The 13,461-nt window shown below is 65.7% G+C and carries 14 protein-coding genes; 6 read left to right on the top strand and 8 right to left on the bottom strand.

What is annotated here, in order from left to right:
* Positions 1–70 precede the first annotated feature (70 nt).
* On the bottom strand, positions 71–283 hold the full coding sequence (locus RI841_RS08705; protein WP_310705202.1) for a hypothetical protein: 213 nt from the start codon (positions 281–283) through the stop codon (positions 71–73).
* A gap of 233 nt (positions 284–516) precedes the next feature.
* Between RI841_RS08705 and sugE the strand changes: the two genes are divergently transcribed.
* Positions 517–837, top strand: coding sequence for a quaternary ammonium compound efflux SMR transporter SugE (sugE, locus tag RI841_RS08700; RefSeq protein WP_310705201.1), 321 nt, complete (start codon positions 517–519; stop codon positions 835–837).
* A 14-nt stretch (positions 838–851) separates the two neighbouring features.
* Here the strand turns inward: sugE and csiR are convergent, their stop codons facing one another.
* Entirely contained in the window at positions 852–1,538 is a 687-nt protein-coding gene (gene csiR / locus RI841_RS08695; protein ID WP_310705200.1) for a DNA-binding transcriptional regulator CsiR, read from the bottom strand.
* Between the two features lie 143 nt (positions 1,539–1,681).
* Here csiR and lhgO point away from each other — a divergent pair, with 143 nt between their 5' ends.
* Positions 1,682–2,881, top strand: coding sequence for an L-2-hydroxyglutarate oxidase (lhgO, locus tag RI841_RS08690; RefSeq protein ID WP_310705199.1), 1,200 nt, complete (start codon positions 1,682–1,684; stop codon positions 2,879–2,881).
* Positions 2,882–3,018: 137 nt separating this feature from the next.
* Here the strand turns inward: lhgO and RI841_RS08685 are convergent, their stop codons facing one another.
* Positions 3,019–3,726, bottom strand: coding sequence for an anti-sigma factor domain-containing protein (locus tag RI841_RS08685; protein ID WP_310705198.1), 708 nt, complete (start codon positions 3,724–3,726; stop codon positions 3,019–3,021).
* Entirely contained in the window at positions 3,708–4,262 is a 555-nt protein-coding gene (locus tag RI841_RS08680; RefSeq protein WP_310705197.1) for a sigma-70 family RNA polymerase sigma factor, read from the bottom strand. Before RI841_RS08680 ends, RI841_RS08685 begins: the two co-directional genes overlap by 19 nt.
* Positions 4,263–4,431: 169 nt before the next feature.
* Here RI841_RS08680 and RI841_RS08675 point away from each other — a divergent pair, with 169 nt between their 5' ends.
* A complete protein-coding gene (locus RI841_RS08675) occupies positions 4,432–4,992 on the top strand; it encodes a fasciclin domain-containing protein (RefSeq protein ID WP_310705196.1) in 561 nt (186 codons plus the stop codon).
* A gap of 118 nt (positions 4,993–5,110) precedes the next feature.
* On the opposite strand, the gene RI841_RS08670 is transcribed toward RI841_RS08675, so the two are convergent.
* Positions 5,111–6,832: a sulfate permease gene (locus RI841_RS08670; RefSeq protein WP_310705195.1), complete on the bottom strand. Its 1,722-nt coding sequence runs from the start codon at positions 6,830–6,832 to the stop codon at positions 5,111–5,113.
* Positions 6,833–6,975: 143 nt separating this feature from the next.
* Here RI841_RS08670 and RI841_RS08665 point away from each other — a divergent pair, with 143 nt between their 5' ends.
* Complete coding sequence (locus RI841_RS08665) at positions 6,976–8,250, top strand: aminotransferase class I/II-fold pyridoxal phosphate-dependent enzyme (RefSeq protein WP_310705194.1); 1,275 nt, start codon at positions 6,976–6,978, stop codon at positions 8,248–8,250.
* A 98-nt stretch (positions 8,251–8,348) separates the two neighbouring features.
* Here the strand turns inward: RI841_RS08665 and RI841_RS08660 are convergent, their stop codons facing one another.
* Positions 8,349–8,600: a hypothetical protein gene (locus tag RI841_RS08660; RefSeq protein ID WP_310705193.1), complete on the bottom strand. Its 252-nt coding sequence runs from the start codon at positions 8,598–8,600 to the stop codon at positions 8,349–8,351.
* A gap of 380 nt (positions 8,601–8,980) precedes the next feature.
* Positions 8,981–9,910, bottom strand: a complete 930-nt coding sequence (gene rarD, locus RI841_RS08655) for an EamA family transporter RarD (RefSeq protein WP_310705192.1) — start codon at positions 9,908–9,910, stop codon at positions 8,981–8,983.
* A gap of 138 nt (positions 9,911–10,048) precedes the next feature.
* Here rarD and RI841_RS08650 point away from each other — a divergent pair, with 138 nt between their 5' ends.
* Together RI841_RS08650 and RI841_RS08645 are read left to right on the top strand one after the other, a co-directional pair.
* Positions 10,049–10,864: an amidohydrolase gene (locus RI841_RS08650; RefSeq protein WP_310705191.1), complete on the top strand. Its 816-nt coding sequence runs from the start codon at positions 10,049–10,051 to the stop codon at positions 10,862–10,864.
* Entirely contained in the window at positions 10,864–11,562 is a 699-nt protein-coding gene (locus tag RI841_RS08645; RefSeq protein WP_310705190.1) for a pseudouridine synthase, read from the top strand. The genes RI841_RS08650 and RI841_RS08645 overlap by 1 nt, the downstream gene beginning before the upstream one ends.
* Positions 11,563–11,854: 292 nt before the next feature.
* On the opposite strand, the gene RI841_RS08640 is transcribed toward RI841_RS08645, so the two are convergent.
* On the bottom strand, positions 11,855–13,453 hold the full coding sequence (locus RI841_RS08640) for a dipeptide ABC transporter ATP-binding protein (RefSeq protein WP_310705203.1): 1,599 nt from the start codon (positions 13,451–13,453) through the stop codon (positions 11,855–11,857).
* Between the last annotated feature and the right edge of the window lie 8 nt (positions 13,454–13,461).

Here is a 13,461-nt window from a genome sequence, read left to right as displayed (position 1 = left end):
GGCGGTCTCGGCCGAACGTGCCCTGGCGGCCTATCGAGGCTTTCGCGCCGGTTTTGCCTGACACGCCGATTCAGGCGCCCAGACCGCTCTCGCGCAGCAGCTGGTCGATGCTGCGCTCGACCCGGGGTGTCGCGGTATCCTCGAGCAGCAGTTGGGTCTCCAGGTCGGTCAGGCCGTCCTGTACCAGGCGCTCGATCATCTCGGCTTTGGTGATACCGGTATGGTGGCTGGCACGCCCCAAGCGGGCTTCCAGGTCGCGGGGGAATTTCAGCAGGTGGGGCATGTCGTGGTCTCCATATGGCCCGTTCCGGGGCGGCCTGTTCGTTCTGATACCATAAAAGGCCGGCTCGGCGCTGTCACGTCTTCGAGTCTGTCGCGCCGGAGTGACAGCCTGATGACACGCCTTGTCCCTTGTGTGCCAGTCCCACCTGCCGCCGATCCTGTTTCGCCACCGGGACGACCCGGATGGCGCCTCGACATGCGGGGACGGCCCCGCCAGATCAGGGGACATCATGTATGAACATGGCCTGGATCATGCTTCTCGTGGCCGGACTACTGGAAGTCGGCTGGGCGCTGGGCCTCAAGGCCTCACAGGGCTTCAGTCGGCCGTTGCCCAGTATTCTCACGGTGCTCGCCATGCTGGCGAGCTTCTACCTGCTGGCCCAGGCCATGAAGGACCTGCCGGTGGGCACGGCCTATGCGATCTGGGTGGGGGTCGGAGCCGTGGGCACCGTGCTGCTCGGCATCCTGCTTTACGGGGATAGCGCTTCGCCGCTGCGGCTAACCAGTCTGGTGCTGATCCTGGCGGGCTTGGTGGGGCTCAAGCTGGCCGGGTGAGCGATGGCCGCTGCTCAAGCCAGTCCCTGTCGACGCATGACCTCGGTGATGATGGGGACTGGCGTCATCAGGTGCTCGCGCATCATCTCGGCGGCACGCGGGGCGTCGCGGGAGAGGATGACCTCCACCAGGGCGGCATGTTCGCGCCGCTTGCGCTCCAGGGCGTCGGCGGAGAAGACCGTCTCGCGTAGCCAGAGATGGCGATAGCGCTCCACCTGGTCGAACAGGCTATCGCGGACCTTCAGCAGGTGGGGGGAGTTGCAGCCGGCGGCGATGGCCGTATGGAAGGCCTTGTGGCGGGTGTCCCAGACATCCAGCAGCTCCTCGGACGTGTTGACCTCCGTCACCTTGGCCAGTGTATGGGCCTTGGCCAGCATGTCGGCCTCCCAATCGTCGCCCCCCCGTTGGATGGCGAGCTCCAGGATCAGCCCCTCGAGCTGGGCCCGAGCGTCATAGAGGTCGGCGAGTTCCGACAGCGACATGGGGGCCACCCGATAGCCACGCTGGCTGATGGCCACCACCAGGCTCTCGGCCACCAGCTGCGAAAGTGCCTCGCGCAGGGGACCGATGCCCAGCCCGTAACGCGCCTTGAGACCGCTCATCAGCAGTTTCTCGCCAGGCGTGAAGACGCCGCGGATGATGTCGCGCTTCAGCCAGTGGTAGGCACTGACGCCCAGGTTCTGTTTCGAGGAGGTATCCATGACGTACTGTCGTTCCGAATGTGGCTGCCATCATACCCAATCATCGCCACTGTGGTGAATCGTGCCGTGTCGTATCGAAAAATGGAAACTGGCCGGGATGATGGATATTCTGCGGCCACACGCCTGTCATCCTGAGGTGAGCCGTGTACGACTTCATCATCATCGGCGGGGGTATCCTCGGCATGTCCACCGCCATGCAGCTGAGCGAGATCTTTCCCGATCGTCGCATCCAGCTGCTGGAGAAGGCCTCAGGCCCGGCCCGCCACCAGAGCGGCCGCAATAGCGGGGTGATCCATGCCGGGGTCTACTACGCTCCCGGCAGCCTCAAGGCGCGCTTCTGTCGCGAGGGCAATCGGGCCACCCTGGAATTCTGCGCGGCCCATGGCATCGAGACCCGAATCTGCGGCAAGCTGCTGGTGGCTACCAACGACCTCGAGCTTCAGCGCATGCACGGGCTCTGGGAGCGTACCGGCGCCAACGGCCTCGCTCGCGAGTGGCTCTCCGCCGAGGCGCTTGCCGAGCGTGAACCGGCGATCAACGGGGTCGGGGCCCTCTTCGTTCCCTCCAGCGGCATCGTCGATTATGCCCGGGTCACCCGGGCCATGGCCGAGGCGTTCGAGCAACGTGGCGGGCAGGTCCGCTTCGATCAGGAGGTGATCGAGATCGACGAGCGCCCCGGTGAGGTGGTGGTCAGGACCCGCAATGACGAGTTCTCCAGCCGCTACCTGGTTTCCTGCGCGGGGCTGATGGCCGACCGCATCGTGAGGATGCTGGGGCGTGATCCCGGCTTCATCATCTGTCCCTTTCGCGGTGAGTATTTCCGCCTGCCCGAGGCGCGTGACGGGATCGTCGACCACCTGGTCTACCCCATCCCGGACCCGGCGATGCCCTTCCTCGGCGTGCACCTGACGCCGCTGATCGGTGGCGGCGTGACCCTTGGACCGAATGCCGTGCTGGCGCTCGCACGCGAGGGGTATCGCAAGTCGGATATCTCGTTGCCGGACATGGCGCGGCTCTTTAGCCATCCGGGAGTGTGGCGAATGCTCTCCCGCAATGTGCGCCCCGGGCTGGCGGAGCTGCGCAACTCCTTCTCCCGTCGCCGCTACCTGTCGCTGGTGCGCCGCTACTGTCCCGAGCTGACCCTCGATGACCTCCAGCCCTGGCCTGCCGGCGTGCGTGCCCAGGCGGTCTCCCGCGACGGACGGCTGATCGATGACTTCCTGTTCGTCAACACGCGGCGCACCGTCAACGTCTGCAACGCGCCATCACCGGCAGCCACCTCGGCCCTGCCCATCGGACGCCACATCGTCGACAAGGTGAAGGAGCAGGTAGAGGTCGGCTGACAGGCCCGGCCATCATTCCGTTTCGGCAGGGCGGCTGTGTTGCTGTGGGCCATCTTGCGGCTGCGTCGGATTGACCCGGCGAGGTCGCCACGGCGCTTTGCGGCGGGTCATCACCGGCTCCGTGATGTCGGCCAAGTTCAGAAACGCATCGTGGCCCCACGAATCGGCGTCAGGCGCCCGTGGTCGATGACGGGGCCGGTGGGTTGTCCCTGGGGGGCCCCGCCCTGCGGTTCGACCGTGACGGCGAGATCGGCGTTGAACAGCTGGGCACGCAACGCCGGGCTGGGGGTGAGGCGATGACGTCCCCTGTCGGGCAGCAGCCCCAGCGAGATCGGTGTGCCATCGGCGATCAGCCACAGCTCCCCGGTCTGTTCGCGGCCGACCTGGCTGGGCTGCACGGCCTGGACGATCAGTCGGCCCTCGACAGTGGCGCTGATGATCCAGCCCGGGATGCGCGATTCGTCCTGAACCACGAATACCGCGCTTTCCTTCGTGACGTCAGTGCCGATGGGCTGGACCCACAACAGCCCCAGGGTCAGCGCCAGGGTGGCGAAGCCGATACTGGCACCGCGCCAAAGGGCCAGCGAATGCCACCATGGCGAAGGGCCTGCCCCGGTGGCCGCCGAGATGCGCTTCCAGACCGCCGCGGGCGGGGTTTGCGGATCGAGGCGTTCATTGAACAGCTGGAGATGTTCCTGCCAGGTCGCCACATCGTTCTGCAGGTCATGGCTGACGGCCAGCAAGGCTTCGAAGCTGGCCTTCTGGTCGGTATCCAGGGCGCCGAGGGCGTATTCGCCCGCCGCCAGGTGACGTTCGGCGGGCTGGCTCAAATCCCAGTCAGGCATGATTTCAACCTCTCGAGTCCGCGTCGTATCCAACTCTTCACGCTACCCAGCGGTTGGGTCAGGGTGTCGGCGAGTTCGCTGTGGGTCAGGCCCTGGAAGTAGATCATTTCGAGCGCTTGTCGATGAGGAGGGCTCAGCGTGTCCAGGCAGTCGCGTAAATGATCGGCATGCTGTCGGCTCATGCTGTCAGCCTCGGGGTCCTGCTCTCCGGTCAGTGTCTCCAGTTGCGCGTCCGTGTCGGTGGCATCCTGGGGTTTCTGACGACGCAGCCAGTCGATGCCGATGTTGCGTGTCAGGGTGGACAACCAGGTCATGGGCTTGGCGCGGCTGGCATCGTACTGGCCGGCGGCGCCCCAGACACGGATGAAGACCTGTTGAAGGCAGTCCTGGGCAGCGCTCTCGTCTCTCAAGATACGCAATAGCTGGGCATAGAGATGCGCACTGCTGGCGCGATAGAGCCGTTCCAGGGCCTTCTTGTCGCCCTTTGCACAGCCGGCAAGGTGGCGCTTGAGGTCTTGTTGAGCAGCATCGGGCATGCGCCACGTCCTTGCTGAGGTAGGCAGTGGCGACCAGTCTTGGCGATGGCAATGCCCATGTAAAGCATTCGTTATCAACGTGCCCGCCGAGGTGCATCCAATCTCCAGGACAGTGCGTATCCATTGACGAGCCCCGGAAATCGGGGAACGCCAAATCGCAAGTCAGGAGATGAACGCCATGAAAACGAAGATCATTGTCGCCGGTCTGTGTGTTGCCGCCCTGGGCCTGGGCACCGCCCATGCCGGTCATGGACCCACCAATGTCGGTGGCGCATCGATGTTGCCCGAGCGCAACATTGTCGAGAATGCCGTGAACTCGGATGACCATGAAACCCTGGTCGCGGCGGTGAAGGCAGCCGGCTTGGCCGAGGTGCTGCAAGGTGAGGGGCCTTTCACCGTGTTCGCGCCGGTCGATGCCGCCTTCGCTGAACTGCCCGACGGAACGGTCGAGATGCTGCTCAACCCGGAAAACCAGGCACGGCTCCAGGAATTGCTCACCTATCACGTGGTGCCCGGCAATATGAATCGCGAGGCACTGCATGACGCCGTCACGGAGCGTGATGGTGCGGCCAGTTTCCAGACGGTGCAGGGCGAGCGATTGACCGTCATGCGCAATGGCAACAACCTCAGCGTCATGGATGCCAACGGCAACTCGGCCAATGTCACTCTGGTGGATGTGGCCCAATCCAACGGCGTCATTCACGTGATCGACAGCGTGCTCATGCCCTGACACGCGATCGGCCATCGTCGGGCCCCCTTCCTGACAGGAGCGGGGCCTTTTTCGTGTGTCGACCTGCCATGCCATGCCAGGCCAGGGGCACCGCACTGTCACGCGAGCGGCATGCGCTTCAATGGGCATCGTCCGGCTTGCGCTTGAGCTCAATCCAGGCGGCGTAGGTGCTGAGGAAGACACGCCCGGTCAGGTCGTCGAGGAAGTCGCTGTGCTTGAGGCGGTCCATCACTGGTCCCTTGACCTCGGCCAGGTGCAGGGTGACCCCGGAGTCCTCGAGCCGGGCGTTGATGGCGTCCAGGCTCTCCAGCGCCGAGGCGTCGATCAGGTTGACCGCCGAGCAGATCAGCACCACGTGCTCGACCTCGGGGAGGTTGGCCACCAGAGCGTAGAGGGTGTCCTCGAGATAGCGGGCATTGGCGAAGTAGAGACTCTCGTCGACGCGCAGCATGGCGAGGTGGCTCACGGTCTCGGTCTCGTGGCGCTCCATGCTGCGAAAGTGCTCGGTGCCCTCGATGCGTCCCACCAGTGTGCTGTGCGGGCGGCTGGTCCGGTAGAGAAAGAGCGCGATGGAGAGCAGCACCCCCGAGATGATGCCGGCCTCGACCCCCTCCACCAGGGTCAGTGCGATGGTCACCGCCATGGCCGAGAAGTCGCTGCGCGAGTAACGCCAGGTCTGGCGCAGCAGGGGGATGTCCACCAGTGTCAGGATGGAGACGGTGATAGTGGCGGCCAGGGTGGCGATGGGCAGGTGCTCGAGCAGCGGGGTCATTGCCAGCGTGACCGCCCCGATGCCCAGCGCCGCGAAGAGGCCCGCCATGGGCGTGCGCGCCCCGGACTCGAAGTTGATCACCGTCCGCGAGAGGCCCCCGGTGACCGGCATGCCGCCGGAGAAGGCGGCGACGACGTTGGCCCCTCCCAGCCCCACCAGTTCCTGGTTGGGGGAGATCCGTTCACGGCGCTTGGCGGCCAGCATCTGAGCCATGGAAATCGATTCGACGAAGCCGACCACGCTGATCAGCAGGGCCGGCATCAGCAGCGCGCGCCACAGCGGCAGCTCCAGGGCGGGCAGGGTCAGCGGCGGGAGCCCGCCCGGAATGTCCCCGACCACGGCCACGCCGTGTCCGGCCAGCTGCAGCTGCCAGCTGATCAGCGTCGTCACGATCACCGCGATCACCGGGCCGGTACGGGTCAGCAGCGAGGCGAGCCCCCTGGGTAGGCCCATGGCCAGGAAGGCGCGCTCGCCGACCTGGCGCATGCCGGCCAGGAAGGCCAGGCAGGAGAGACCGATCACCAGGGTCGGCCAGTGCACCTGGTCCAGGTGGGCGGCGAGGCTCGCCAGGAGTGCCAGGGCGGTGAAGCCGCTGGAGGAGATGCCGAGCAGGTGAGCCGCCTGGCTTGCAGCGATCAGCACCGCCGAGGCGGAGAGGAAGCCGGCGATGACCGGGTGGCTCAGGAAATTGGCGAAGAAGCCCAGCCGCAGCAGACCCATGACGGTAAGCATCAGCCCCGAGAGCAGCGACAGCACGAGGGCGGCCTGGACGTACGCCGGCGACCCTGGGGGGGCTACCCCCGAGAGCGCCGCGCCGGTCATCAGGGCGATGATCGCGACCGGCCCCACGGCCAGGGTGCGGCTGGTGCCGAGCAGGGTGTAGGCCAGCAGGGGCAGGATGCTGGCATACAGCCCCACCACCGCCGGAAGCCCCGCGAGCAGGGCATAGGCCAGCGACTGGGGGATCACCATCACGGTGACGATCACCCCGGCCAGCAGGTCGGCGCCGGCCAGCCGGCGGGTGTAGTGGGGCAGCCAGGTGAGGATCGGGAGGTAGCGCTTGAGCATCCTTACACGCCAGGTTGGTGGCAGGGGCGACGGTGGGGGCCGCGGGCATGGATACCAGACTAAACGATATTGGTCTCGACGTTCAGGCTTGGTTAGCATCGAGTGAATCAGCGCAGACCCATCACCACGCAGAAGGACCCGCCATGAAGCCCGAGACCCTTGCCCTGCACCACGGCTACGCCCCCGACGACCAGCATGCCGTGGCCGTGCCGATCCACCAGACCACCTCGTTCTCCTTCGACAGCGCGCAGCACGCCGCGGATCTCTTCGACCTCAAGGTCGAGGGCAACATCTATTCGCGGATCATGAACCCCACCTGCGCAGTGCTCGAGCAGCGGGTCGCAGCCCTCGAGGGCGGCATCGCGGGCCTCGCCATGGCCTCGGGCATGGCCGCCATCACCGCCTCGATCCAGACGATCGCCGAATCCGGCGATAACATCGTCTCGATCAGCGAGCTCTATGGCGGCACCTACAACCTCTTCGCCCACACGCTGCCGCGCCAGGGGATCGAGGTGCGCTTCGCCGACAAGGACGACATCGCCGGCCTCGAGTCGCTGATCGACGCGCGTACCAAGGCGGTCTTCTGCGAGAGCGTGGGCAATCCCTCGGGCAGCGTGGTGGACATGGTCGCCCTGGCCGAGGCGGCCCATCGCCACGGGGTGCCGGTGATCGTCGACAACACCGTGCCGACCCCCTTCCTGTGGCGGCCCATCGAGCACGGCGCCGATATCGTCATTCACTCGGCCACCAAGTATATCGGCGGCCATGGCACCACCGTGGGCGGGGTGATTGTCGACTCCGGCCGTTTCCCCTGGGTCGATTACCCCGACCGCTTTCCGCTGCTTAACGAGCCGGATGTCTCCTACCATGGCGTCTGCTACACCCGGGACCTGGGCGAGGCCGCCTTTATCGGCCGCGCCCGAGTAGTGCCGCTGCGCAACATGGGAGCGGCGCTCTCTGCCCAGGCGGCCTGGAACCTGATGCAGGGCCTCGAGACCCTGTCGCTGCGCATCGAGCGCGTCTGTGACAACGCCAAGACAGTGGCCGAGTACCTCGAAGGACACCCCGCGGTGACCTGGGTGCAGTATGCCGGCCTCGAAAGCCACAAGGATCATGGCCTGGCGCAGCGCTACATGGGCGGTCGTGCCTCGGGCATCCTCAGTTTCGGCATCCAGGGTGGTCGTGAGGCCGGGACGCGCTTCTACGATGCGCTGGGCATGATCCTGCGCCTGGTCAACATCGGCGATGCCAAGACCTGTTCGTCAATTCCGGCCTCTACCACTCACCGCCAGCTCAATGACGAGGAGCTCAAGGCAGCCGGCGTGAAACCCGACATGGTGCGCCTCTCCATCGGCATCGAGCATGTCGACGACATCCTCGCAGATCTCGAGCAGGCCCTGGCCGCCAGTCAGGCCTGATTCGCCGTCGGGCCATCGGGTTCCCCGAGCCCTGCGCTGCCGGGTCCGGTTACGGCGGCCGGGGCGAGGGGGGAGGTCGTCATGGGGGCAACGGAACGTCAGTCGCCAAGAACTTCCTTCGCGGGAGTATCGGGACCATGGCGGTCGATCAGCTCATCCACTTCATTGATCAACCACTTCCTGTCCTGTTGATACATGATCTCGCCGTTATCGGACACCATGAGACCATCTCCCATCAACAGCTCTCGCACCTGGCGGAGGGTGGTGTTCCCGGGATCCATGAAGTCATGTATCAACGCCGCAAGTTCCGGGGTTGCCTTGGGTCGATCTTCATGCGGCTGTTCGCTCATCAGGCTGCCTCCTGTTGATGATGGACTGTCTTTCCGATGGTGGTGTTGCGTCGGGTTAAGTCGCGGATGGGCCTCTTCTCCTCTCCTCATAGCATGACCAAGGCACCCGAGGGACACAAGCCGATGGCGACGAACCCGACGCCACCGGTGATGGCACCCGTCAGATGGGATGCCAGGACGAAGCAGGGGCTTGATACCATAGCTCAGGTCGCGTCTGAAGCGGTAGATGCCGATAGCGGAGCTGCGCCAGTTGGGGTGAGAGATATCGGCCAACTGCCGGACCCGGCCCCATCGTCAGATGCGGTACTGGCGCAGGAAGCGTCGATCCGGGGCAGGGCGTGCGGGCCGCCGGCTTGACACACCGGCGTGCTCGGCGCGAGTCAACGTGACAAGGGGGCGGCGGCGCCCGTCTCCCTGGGACGTGACTGCCAGGCTGACCAGGAGTAGAGGGCCAGCCCGGCCCAGATCAGCACGAAGGTGGCCAGTTGCACCGGTGCCAGGGGCTCCTGAAACACCAGCAGGGCGATGACGAACTGGATGGTCGGGTTGAGATACATCAGAAAGCCCAATGTGGCCAGGCGCAGCCGGCGCGCGGCGCCGGCGAACGCCAGCAGGGGCAGGGCGGTGATCACGCCGCTGGCCACGAGCAGGGTCGTGGTGCGGCCATCATCGAGAAAGTGGGAGAGGTCGGCCTGGGCCAGCCAGCCCAACGCCATCAGGGCCAGGGGCAGTAGCAGCAGGGTCTCGACAAAGAGCCCCGAGAGGCCGTCCAGCGGCACCTGCTTGCGCAGCAGCCCATAGGTGCCGAAGGAGAAGGCCAGGGCCAGACTGATCCAGGGTAATTCGCCCAGCATCACCACCTGGATGGCGATGGCGAGCCCTGCGAGTCCCACGGCCACGCCCTGCAGGCGCGCCATGCGCTCCCGCAGCACCAGCATGCCCAGCCCCACGTTGACCAGTGGCGTCATGAAGTAGCCCAGACTTGCCTGGAGAACATGCCGGGTCTCCACCGAGTAAATATAAAGCCCCCAGTTCAGGGCAATGAGCAGGGCGCAACCCAGCACCCGGCCAAGTCGCCTCGGTTCGGCAATGGCCAGGCGGATTGGCGCCCAGCGGCCGAGCAGGGTGACAAGCCCGACCAGGAAGAGGCAGGACCAGATCACCCGGTGAAGCAGGATCTCGAAGGCGGGAACGCCCTGGAAAAGGGCGAAGAACAGCGGGAAGCAGCCCCAGGTGACATAGGCGGCGAGGCCGAAGGCGACGCCCTTGCCGGTTTCATGGTGCGGCGCAGCGGGGGTATGGCGGGACATGAAAGCCTCGAATCGAAATCGCTCTAGACATTAGCAGGCTACTCGCATTGTCGCCATGGGCTGTGCTGGACGGCTGACGACGACGGGGCTCCTGGGGTAGGCTGTCACCGGCGATATTACCTTGACGGGAGTCCCTTCATGAGCGAACTGAGAACCACCTTGGTGCAGTGTGACCTGCGCTGGGAAGATCCCGACGCCAACTGTCGGATGCTTGAGGAGACCCTGGGTGAGCTGGGGACCGATGACACCGACCTGATCGTGTTGCCGGAGATGTTCGCCACCGGCTTCACCATGAACTCTCGGGAGATGGCAGAGCCCATGGCCGAGAGTCGCACCGTGGCCTGGTTGCGGGATCAGGCGACTCGTCGGGGTTGCGTGGTCACCGGCAGTGTGGCCGTGATGGAACATGGCGATTGCTTCAACCGCCTGGTCTGGGCGCGTCCGGACGGCAGCCTGGTCACCTACGACAAGCGTCATCTATTTCGCATGGCCGGCGAGCACGAACGCTACGCCATGGGCCATGAGCGGGTGATCGTCGAGCTCAAGGGGTTCCGGATCCTGCTCAGCGTCTGCTACGACCTGCGATTTCCGGTCTGGCTGCGCCAGCAGCCCAGCCCCGACGAGCACTTCGAGTATGATGCTCTGCTGTGCGTTGCCAATTGGCCAGCACCGCGTCGCCACCCCTGGCGGGTGCTGCTTCAGGCCCGGGCCATCGAGAACCTCTGTCCGGTGATTGGCGTCAACCGAGTCGGCGAGGATGCCAAGGGGCTCGCCTATGCGGGGGATTCCATGCTGGTCGATGCCAAGGGCGAGGCGCTGATCGATGAGCCCCGCGACATCCCCTTCCTCAAGACCCACACTCTCTCCCTCGATGAACTGTGCCGCTTCCGCGAGAAGTTTCCCGCTTGTCGCGATGCCGACCACTTCGGCCTCGCCGACGGGGTGGGCTACTGATGCGCTTGGACCGCTTCCTCTGCGAGACCACCGACCTGACGCGCAGCCTGGCCAAGAAGGCCTTGCATCGCGAGGAGGTCAGGGTGGATGGCGGGATAATCAAGAATCCTGCCACCCAGGTCGACGCGCATTGTCGTGTCACCTGGAACGGTCACTCCCTGGCCCTGGTCGGCCTGCGCTACGTGCTGTTGCACAAGCCCGAAGGGGTCGAATGCAGTGCGCGTCGCGGCCTCTATCCGCTGGTCCGCGAACTGATCGACCTGCCGCATGTGGAGCGTCTGCAGACGGTGGGAAGGCTGGATGTCGATACCACTGGCCTGGTGCTGCTCACCGACGATGGCCAGTGGTCCCACCGGGTGACATCGCCGAAGCGACGCTGGGGCAAGGTGTACGAGGTCACCCTCGCCGAGCCGCTGGAGGGGGCCGCCTTGGACGACGCCGTGACCCGCTTCGCCGAGGGCCTGTTGCTAGACGGAGAAGAGAAGCCGACGCGTCCCGCTGAGCTGGCCATGCGCTCACCGCATGTGGCCAAGCTGACCCTCCATGAAGGCAAGTACCATCAGGTCAAGCGGATGTTTGCCGCCATCGGGCACCACGTGGTGGCCTTGCACCGCGAGTCGATCGGTCCGCTCTTCCTGGGTGAGCTGGCACCCGGCGAGTGGCGTGAACTCACCGAGGATGAAATGGCGATGTTCTGAATCCGGCTGGGCGGGCTGGCGCGTTACGCATCTCCAGCCTCTGCCTAGTAGGGGCACGCGTCCGGCGCAGGAGTTCCAGCAGTTCGGCGAGGCGCAGCAGCCGAAAGGGAGCACAGTCGGTGACAGAGGGCGCGAGCCGTGGTACGGACACTTATTATACCGTTATCTTTCATCAAAAATAACGGACACACCAGGATGCCGAAAGATTGGGGGCAGCAAAAAAGTCGGGCTACAAACCGTAACGTAGCCCCTTTGTCGTTGCCATGCTGTTACCGCTCACCCGGCAATCCCTTCATGCGCTCGAGGAAAGCCCGGCGGCCGCCACCAGGGAGCGAGTGTAGTCGCTGACGGGATTTTCCAGGACTTGAAGGCAGTCACCCTGTTCCATCACCTCGCCGTCCTTGAGGACCAGCACCCGGTGGGCCATGGCCCGGACCACCGCCAGATCATGGCTGATGAACAGGTAACTGAGTCGACGCCGGGCCTGGAGGTTGCGAAGCAGTTCAACAAGCTGTTTCTGTACGGTGCGATCCAGGGCCGAGGTGGGCTCGTCGAGCACGACCAGCCGTGGCTCGAGGATAATCGCACGGGCCACGGCGATGCGCTGGCGCTGGCCGCCGGAGAACTCGTGAGGGTAGCGGGAGGCGCACTCCTCGGGCAGGCCCACCTCGCGCAGGGTGGCCCGCACGTGGCGGTCGACCTCGGCGGTGGCGAGCTCCGGGTGATGGAAGCGCAGTCCCTCGCTGACGATATCGAAGACCGGCAGGCGCGGAGAGAGCGAGCCATAGGGGTCCTGGAACACCACCTGTAGGCTGCGGCGCTGGCGGCGCAAGGCTTTGCCGGTCAGCTGGTCGAGGCGAGTACCGTCGAATTCGATCTCGCCACTGCCCTGGCCCAGGCGCAGCAGGGCGAGGGCGAGGGTGGTCTTGCCCGAGCCCGATTCTCCGACGATGCCCAGCGTCTCGCCGGGTGCCACATGGAGATCCAGCGGCTTGACGGCCTCGAACGGGGGCGGGCGACGGGCGAACAGTCGCGTCGGGCGCAGGAAGCGGACCCCGACCCCCCGGGCAGTCAACAGGGGAGCCACCCGTGCAACGGGGGCCGGGCGTCCCGTGGGTTCGGCCTTCAGCAGCTGCCGAGTGTAGTCGCTGCGGGGGCGGGTGAAGACCTCGGCCACTGGACCGGTTTCCTGCTCGTGGCCGTCATGCAGCACGCAGATGCGGTCGGCATGGCGGCGCACCAGGTTGAGGTCGTGGGTGATGAAGAGCATGCCCATGCCGTGGCGATCGCGCAGTTCGGCGAGCAGGGCGAGGATCTCCTGCTGCACGGTGACATCCAGGGCGGTGGTGGGCTCGTCGGCGATCAGCAATTCGGGGCCGTTGGCAATCGCCATGGCGATCATGACCCGCTGTCGCTGGCCGCCGGAGATCTGGTGCGGCCAGGCATCCAGCAATTCTTCGGCACGAGGCAGACGAACCTGCTCCAGCAGCTCCCGAGTCCGCGCTCGCGCGGCCTTGCCGGTAAGCCCCTGATGCAGGCGCAGGGTCTCGCCGATCTGCTTGCCGATGGGGTGCAGCGGGTTGAGTGAGGTCATGGGTTCCTGGAAGACAAAGCCTACACGCCCGCCGCGCAACCCGCGCCAGCCCCGATCGGACAGGGTGGTGAGGTCGGCATCGCCCAGCCGGCGTCCACCCTCGACGCGCGCATTGGGGGGCAGCAGGTTCATGGCGCCGAGTGCCGAGACCGACTTGCCGGAGCCGGACTCGCCGACCAACGCCAGGGTCTCGCCACGGTTGACGGTGAGCGACAGGCGGTCGACCACGGTAACCTCGTCGAAGGCGATGGTCAGGTCGCGCAACTGCAGCAGCGGAGCTGTCCTGGGTTCACGCATCGGTCCCG

The organism is Halomonas sp. (genome assembly GCF_031581305.1).
GTDB lineage: Bacteria > Pseudomonadota > Gammaproteobacteria > Pseudomonadales > Halomonadaceae > Halomonas.
This window is presented reverse-complemented; position numbering and strand designations above follow the sequence as displayed.

Excerpts from the sequence above, each read along its gene's own strand:
- RI841_RS08705 (WP_310705202.1), bottom strand. The coding sequence starts at position 283 with ATGCCCCACCTGCTGAAATTCCCCCGCGACCTGGAAGCCCGCTTGGGG.
- sugE (WP_310705201.1), top strand. The coding sequence starts at position 517 with ATGAACATGGCCTGGATCATGCTTCTCGTGGCCGGACTACTGGAAGTC.
- csiR (WP_310705200.1), bottom strand. The coding sequence starts at position 1,538 with ATGGATACCTCCTCGAAACAGAACCTGGGCGTCAGTGCCTACCACTGG.
- RI841_RS08685 (WP_310705198.1), bottom strand. The coding sequence starts at position 3,726 with ATGCCTGACTGGGATTTGAGCCAGCCCGCCGAACGTCACCTGGCGGCG.
- RI841_RS08680 (WP_310705197.1), bottom strand. The coding sequence starts at position 4,262 with ATGCCCGATGCTGCTCAACAAGACCTCAAGCGCCACCTTGCCGGCTGT.
- RI841_RS08675 (WP_310705196.1), top strand. The coding sequence starts at position 4,432 with ATGAACGCCATGAAAACGAAGATCATTGTCGCCGGTCTGTGTGTTGCC.
- RI841_RS08670 (WP_310705195.1), bottom strand. The coding sequence starts at position 6,832 with ATGCTCAAGCGCTACCTCCCGATCCTCACCTGGCTGCCCCACTACACC.
- RI841_RS08665 (WP_310705194.1), top strand. The coding sequence starts at position 6,976 with ATGAAGCCCGAGACCCTTGCCCTGCACCACGGCTACGCCCCCGACGAC.
- RI841_RS08660 (WP_310705193.1), bottom strand. The coding sequence starts at position 8,600 with ATGAGCGAACAGCCGCATGAAGATCGACCCAAGGCAACCCCGGAACTT.
- rarD (WP_310705192.1), bottom strand. The coding sequence starts at position 9,910 with ATGTCCCGCCATACCCCCGCTGCGCCGCACCATGAAACCGGCAAGGGC.
- RI841_RS08650 (WP_310705191.1), top strand. The coding sequence starts at position 10,049 with ATGAGCGAACTGAGAACCACCTTGGTGCAGTGTGACCTGCGCTGGGAA.
- RI841_RS08645 (WP_310705190.1), top strand. The coding sequence starts at position 10,864 with ATGCGCTTGGACCGCTTCCTCTGCGAGACCACCGACCTGACGCGCAGC.
- RI841_RS08640 (WP_310705203.1), bottom strand. The coding sequence starts at position 13,453 with ATGCGTGAACCCAGGACAGCTCCGCTGCTGCAGTTGCGCGACCTGACC.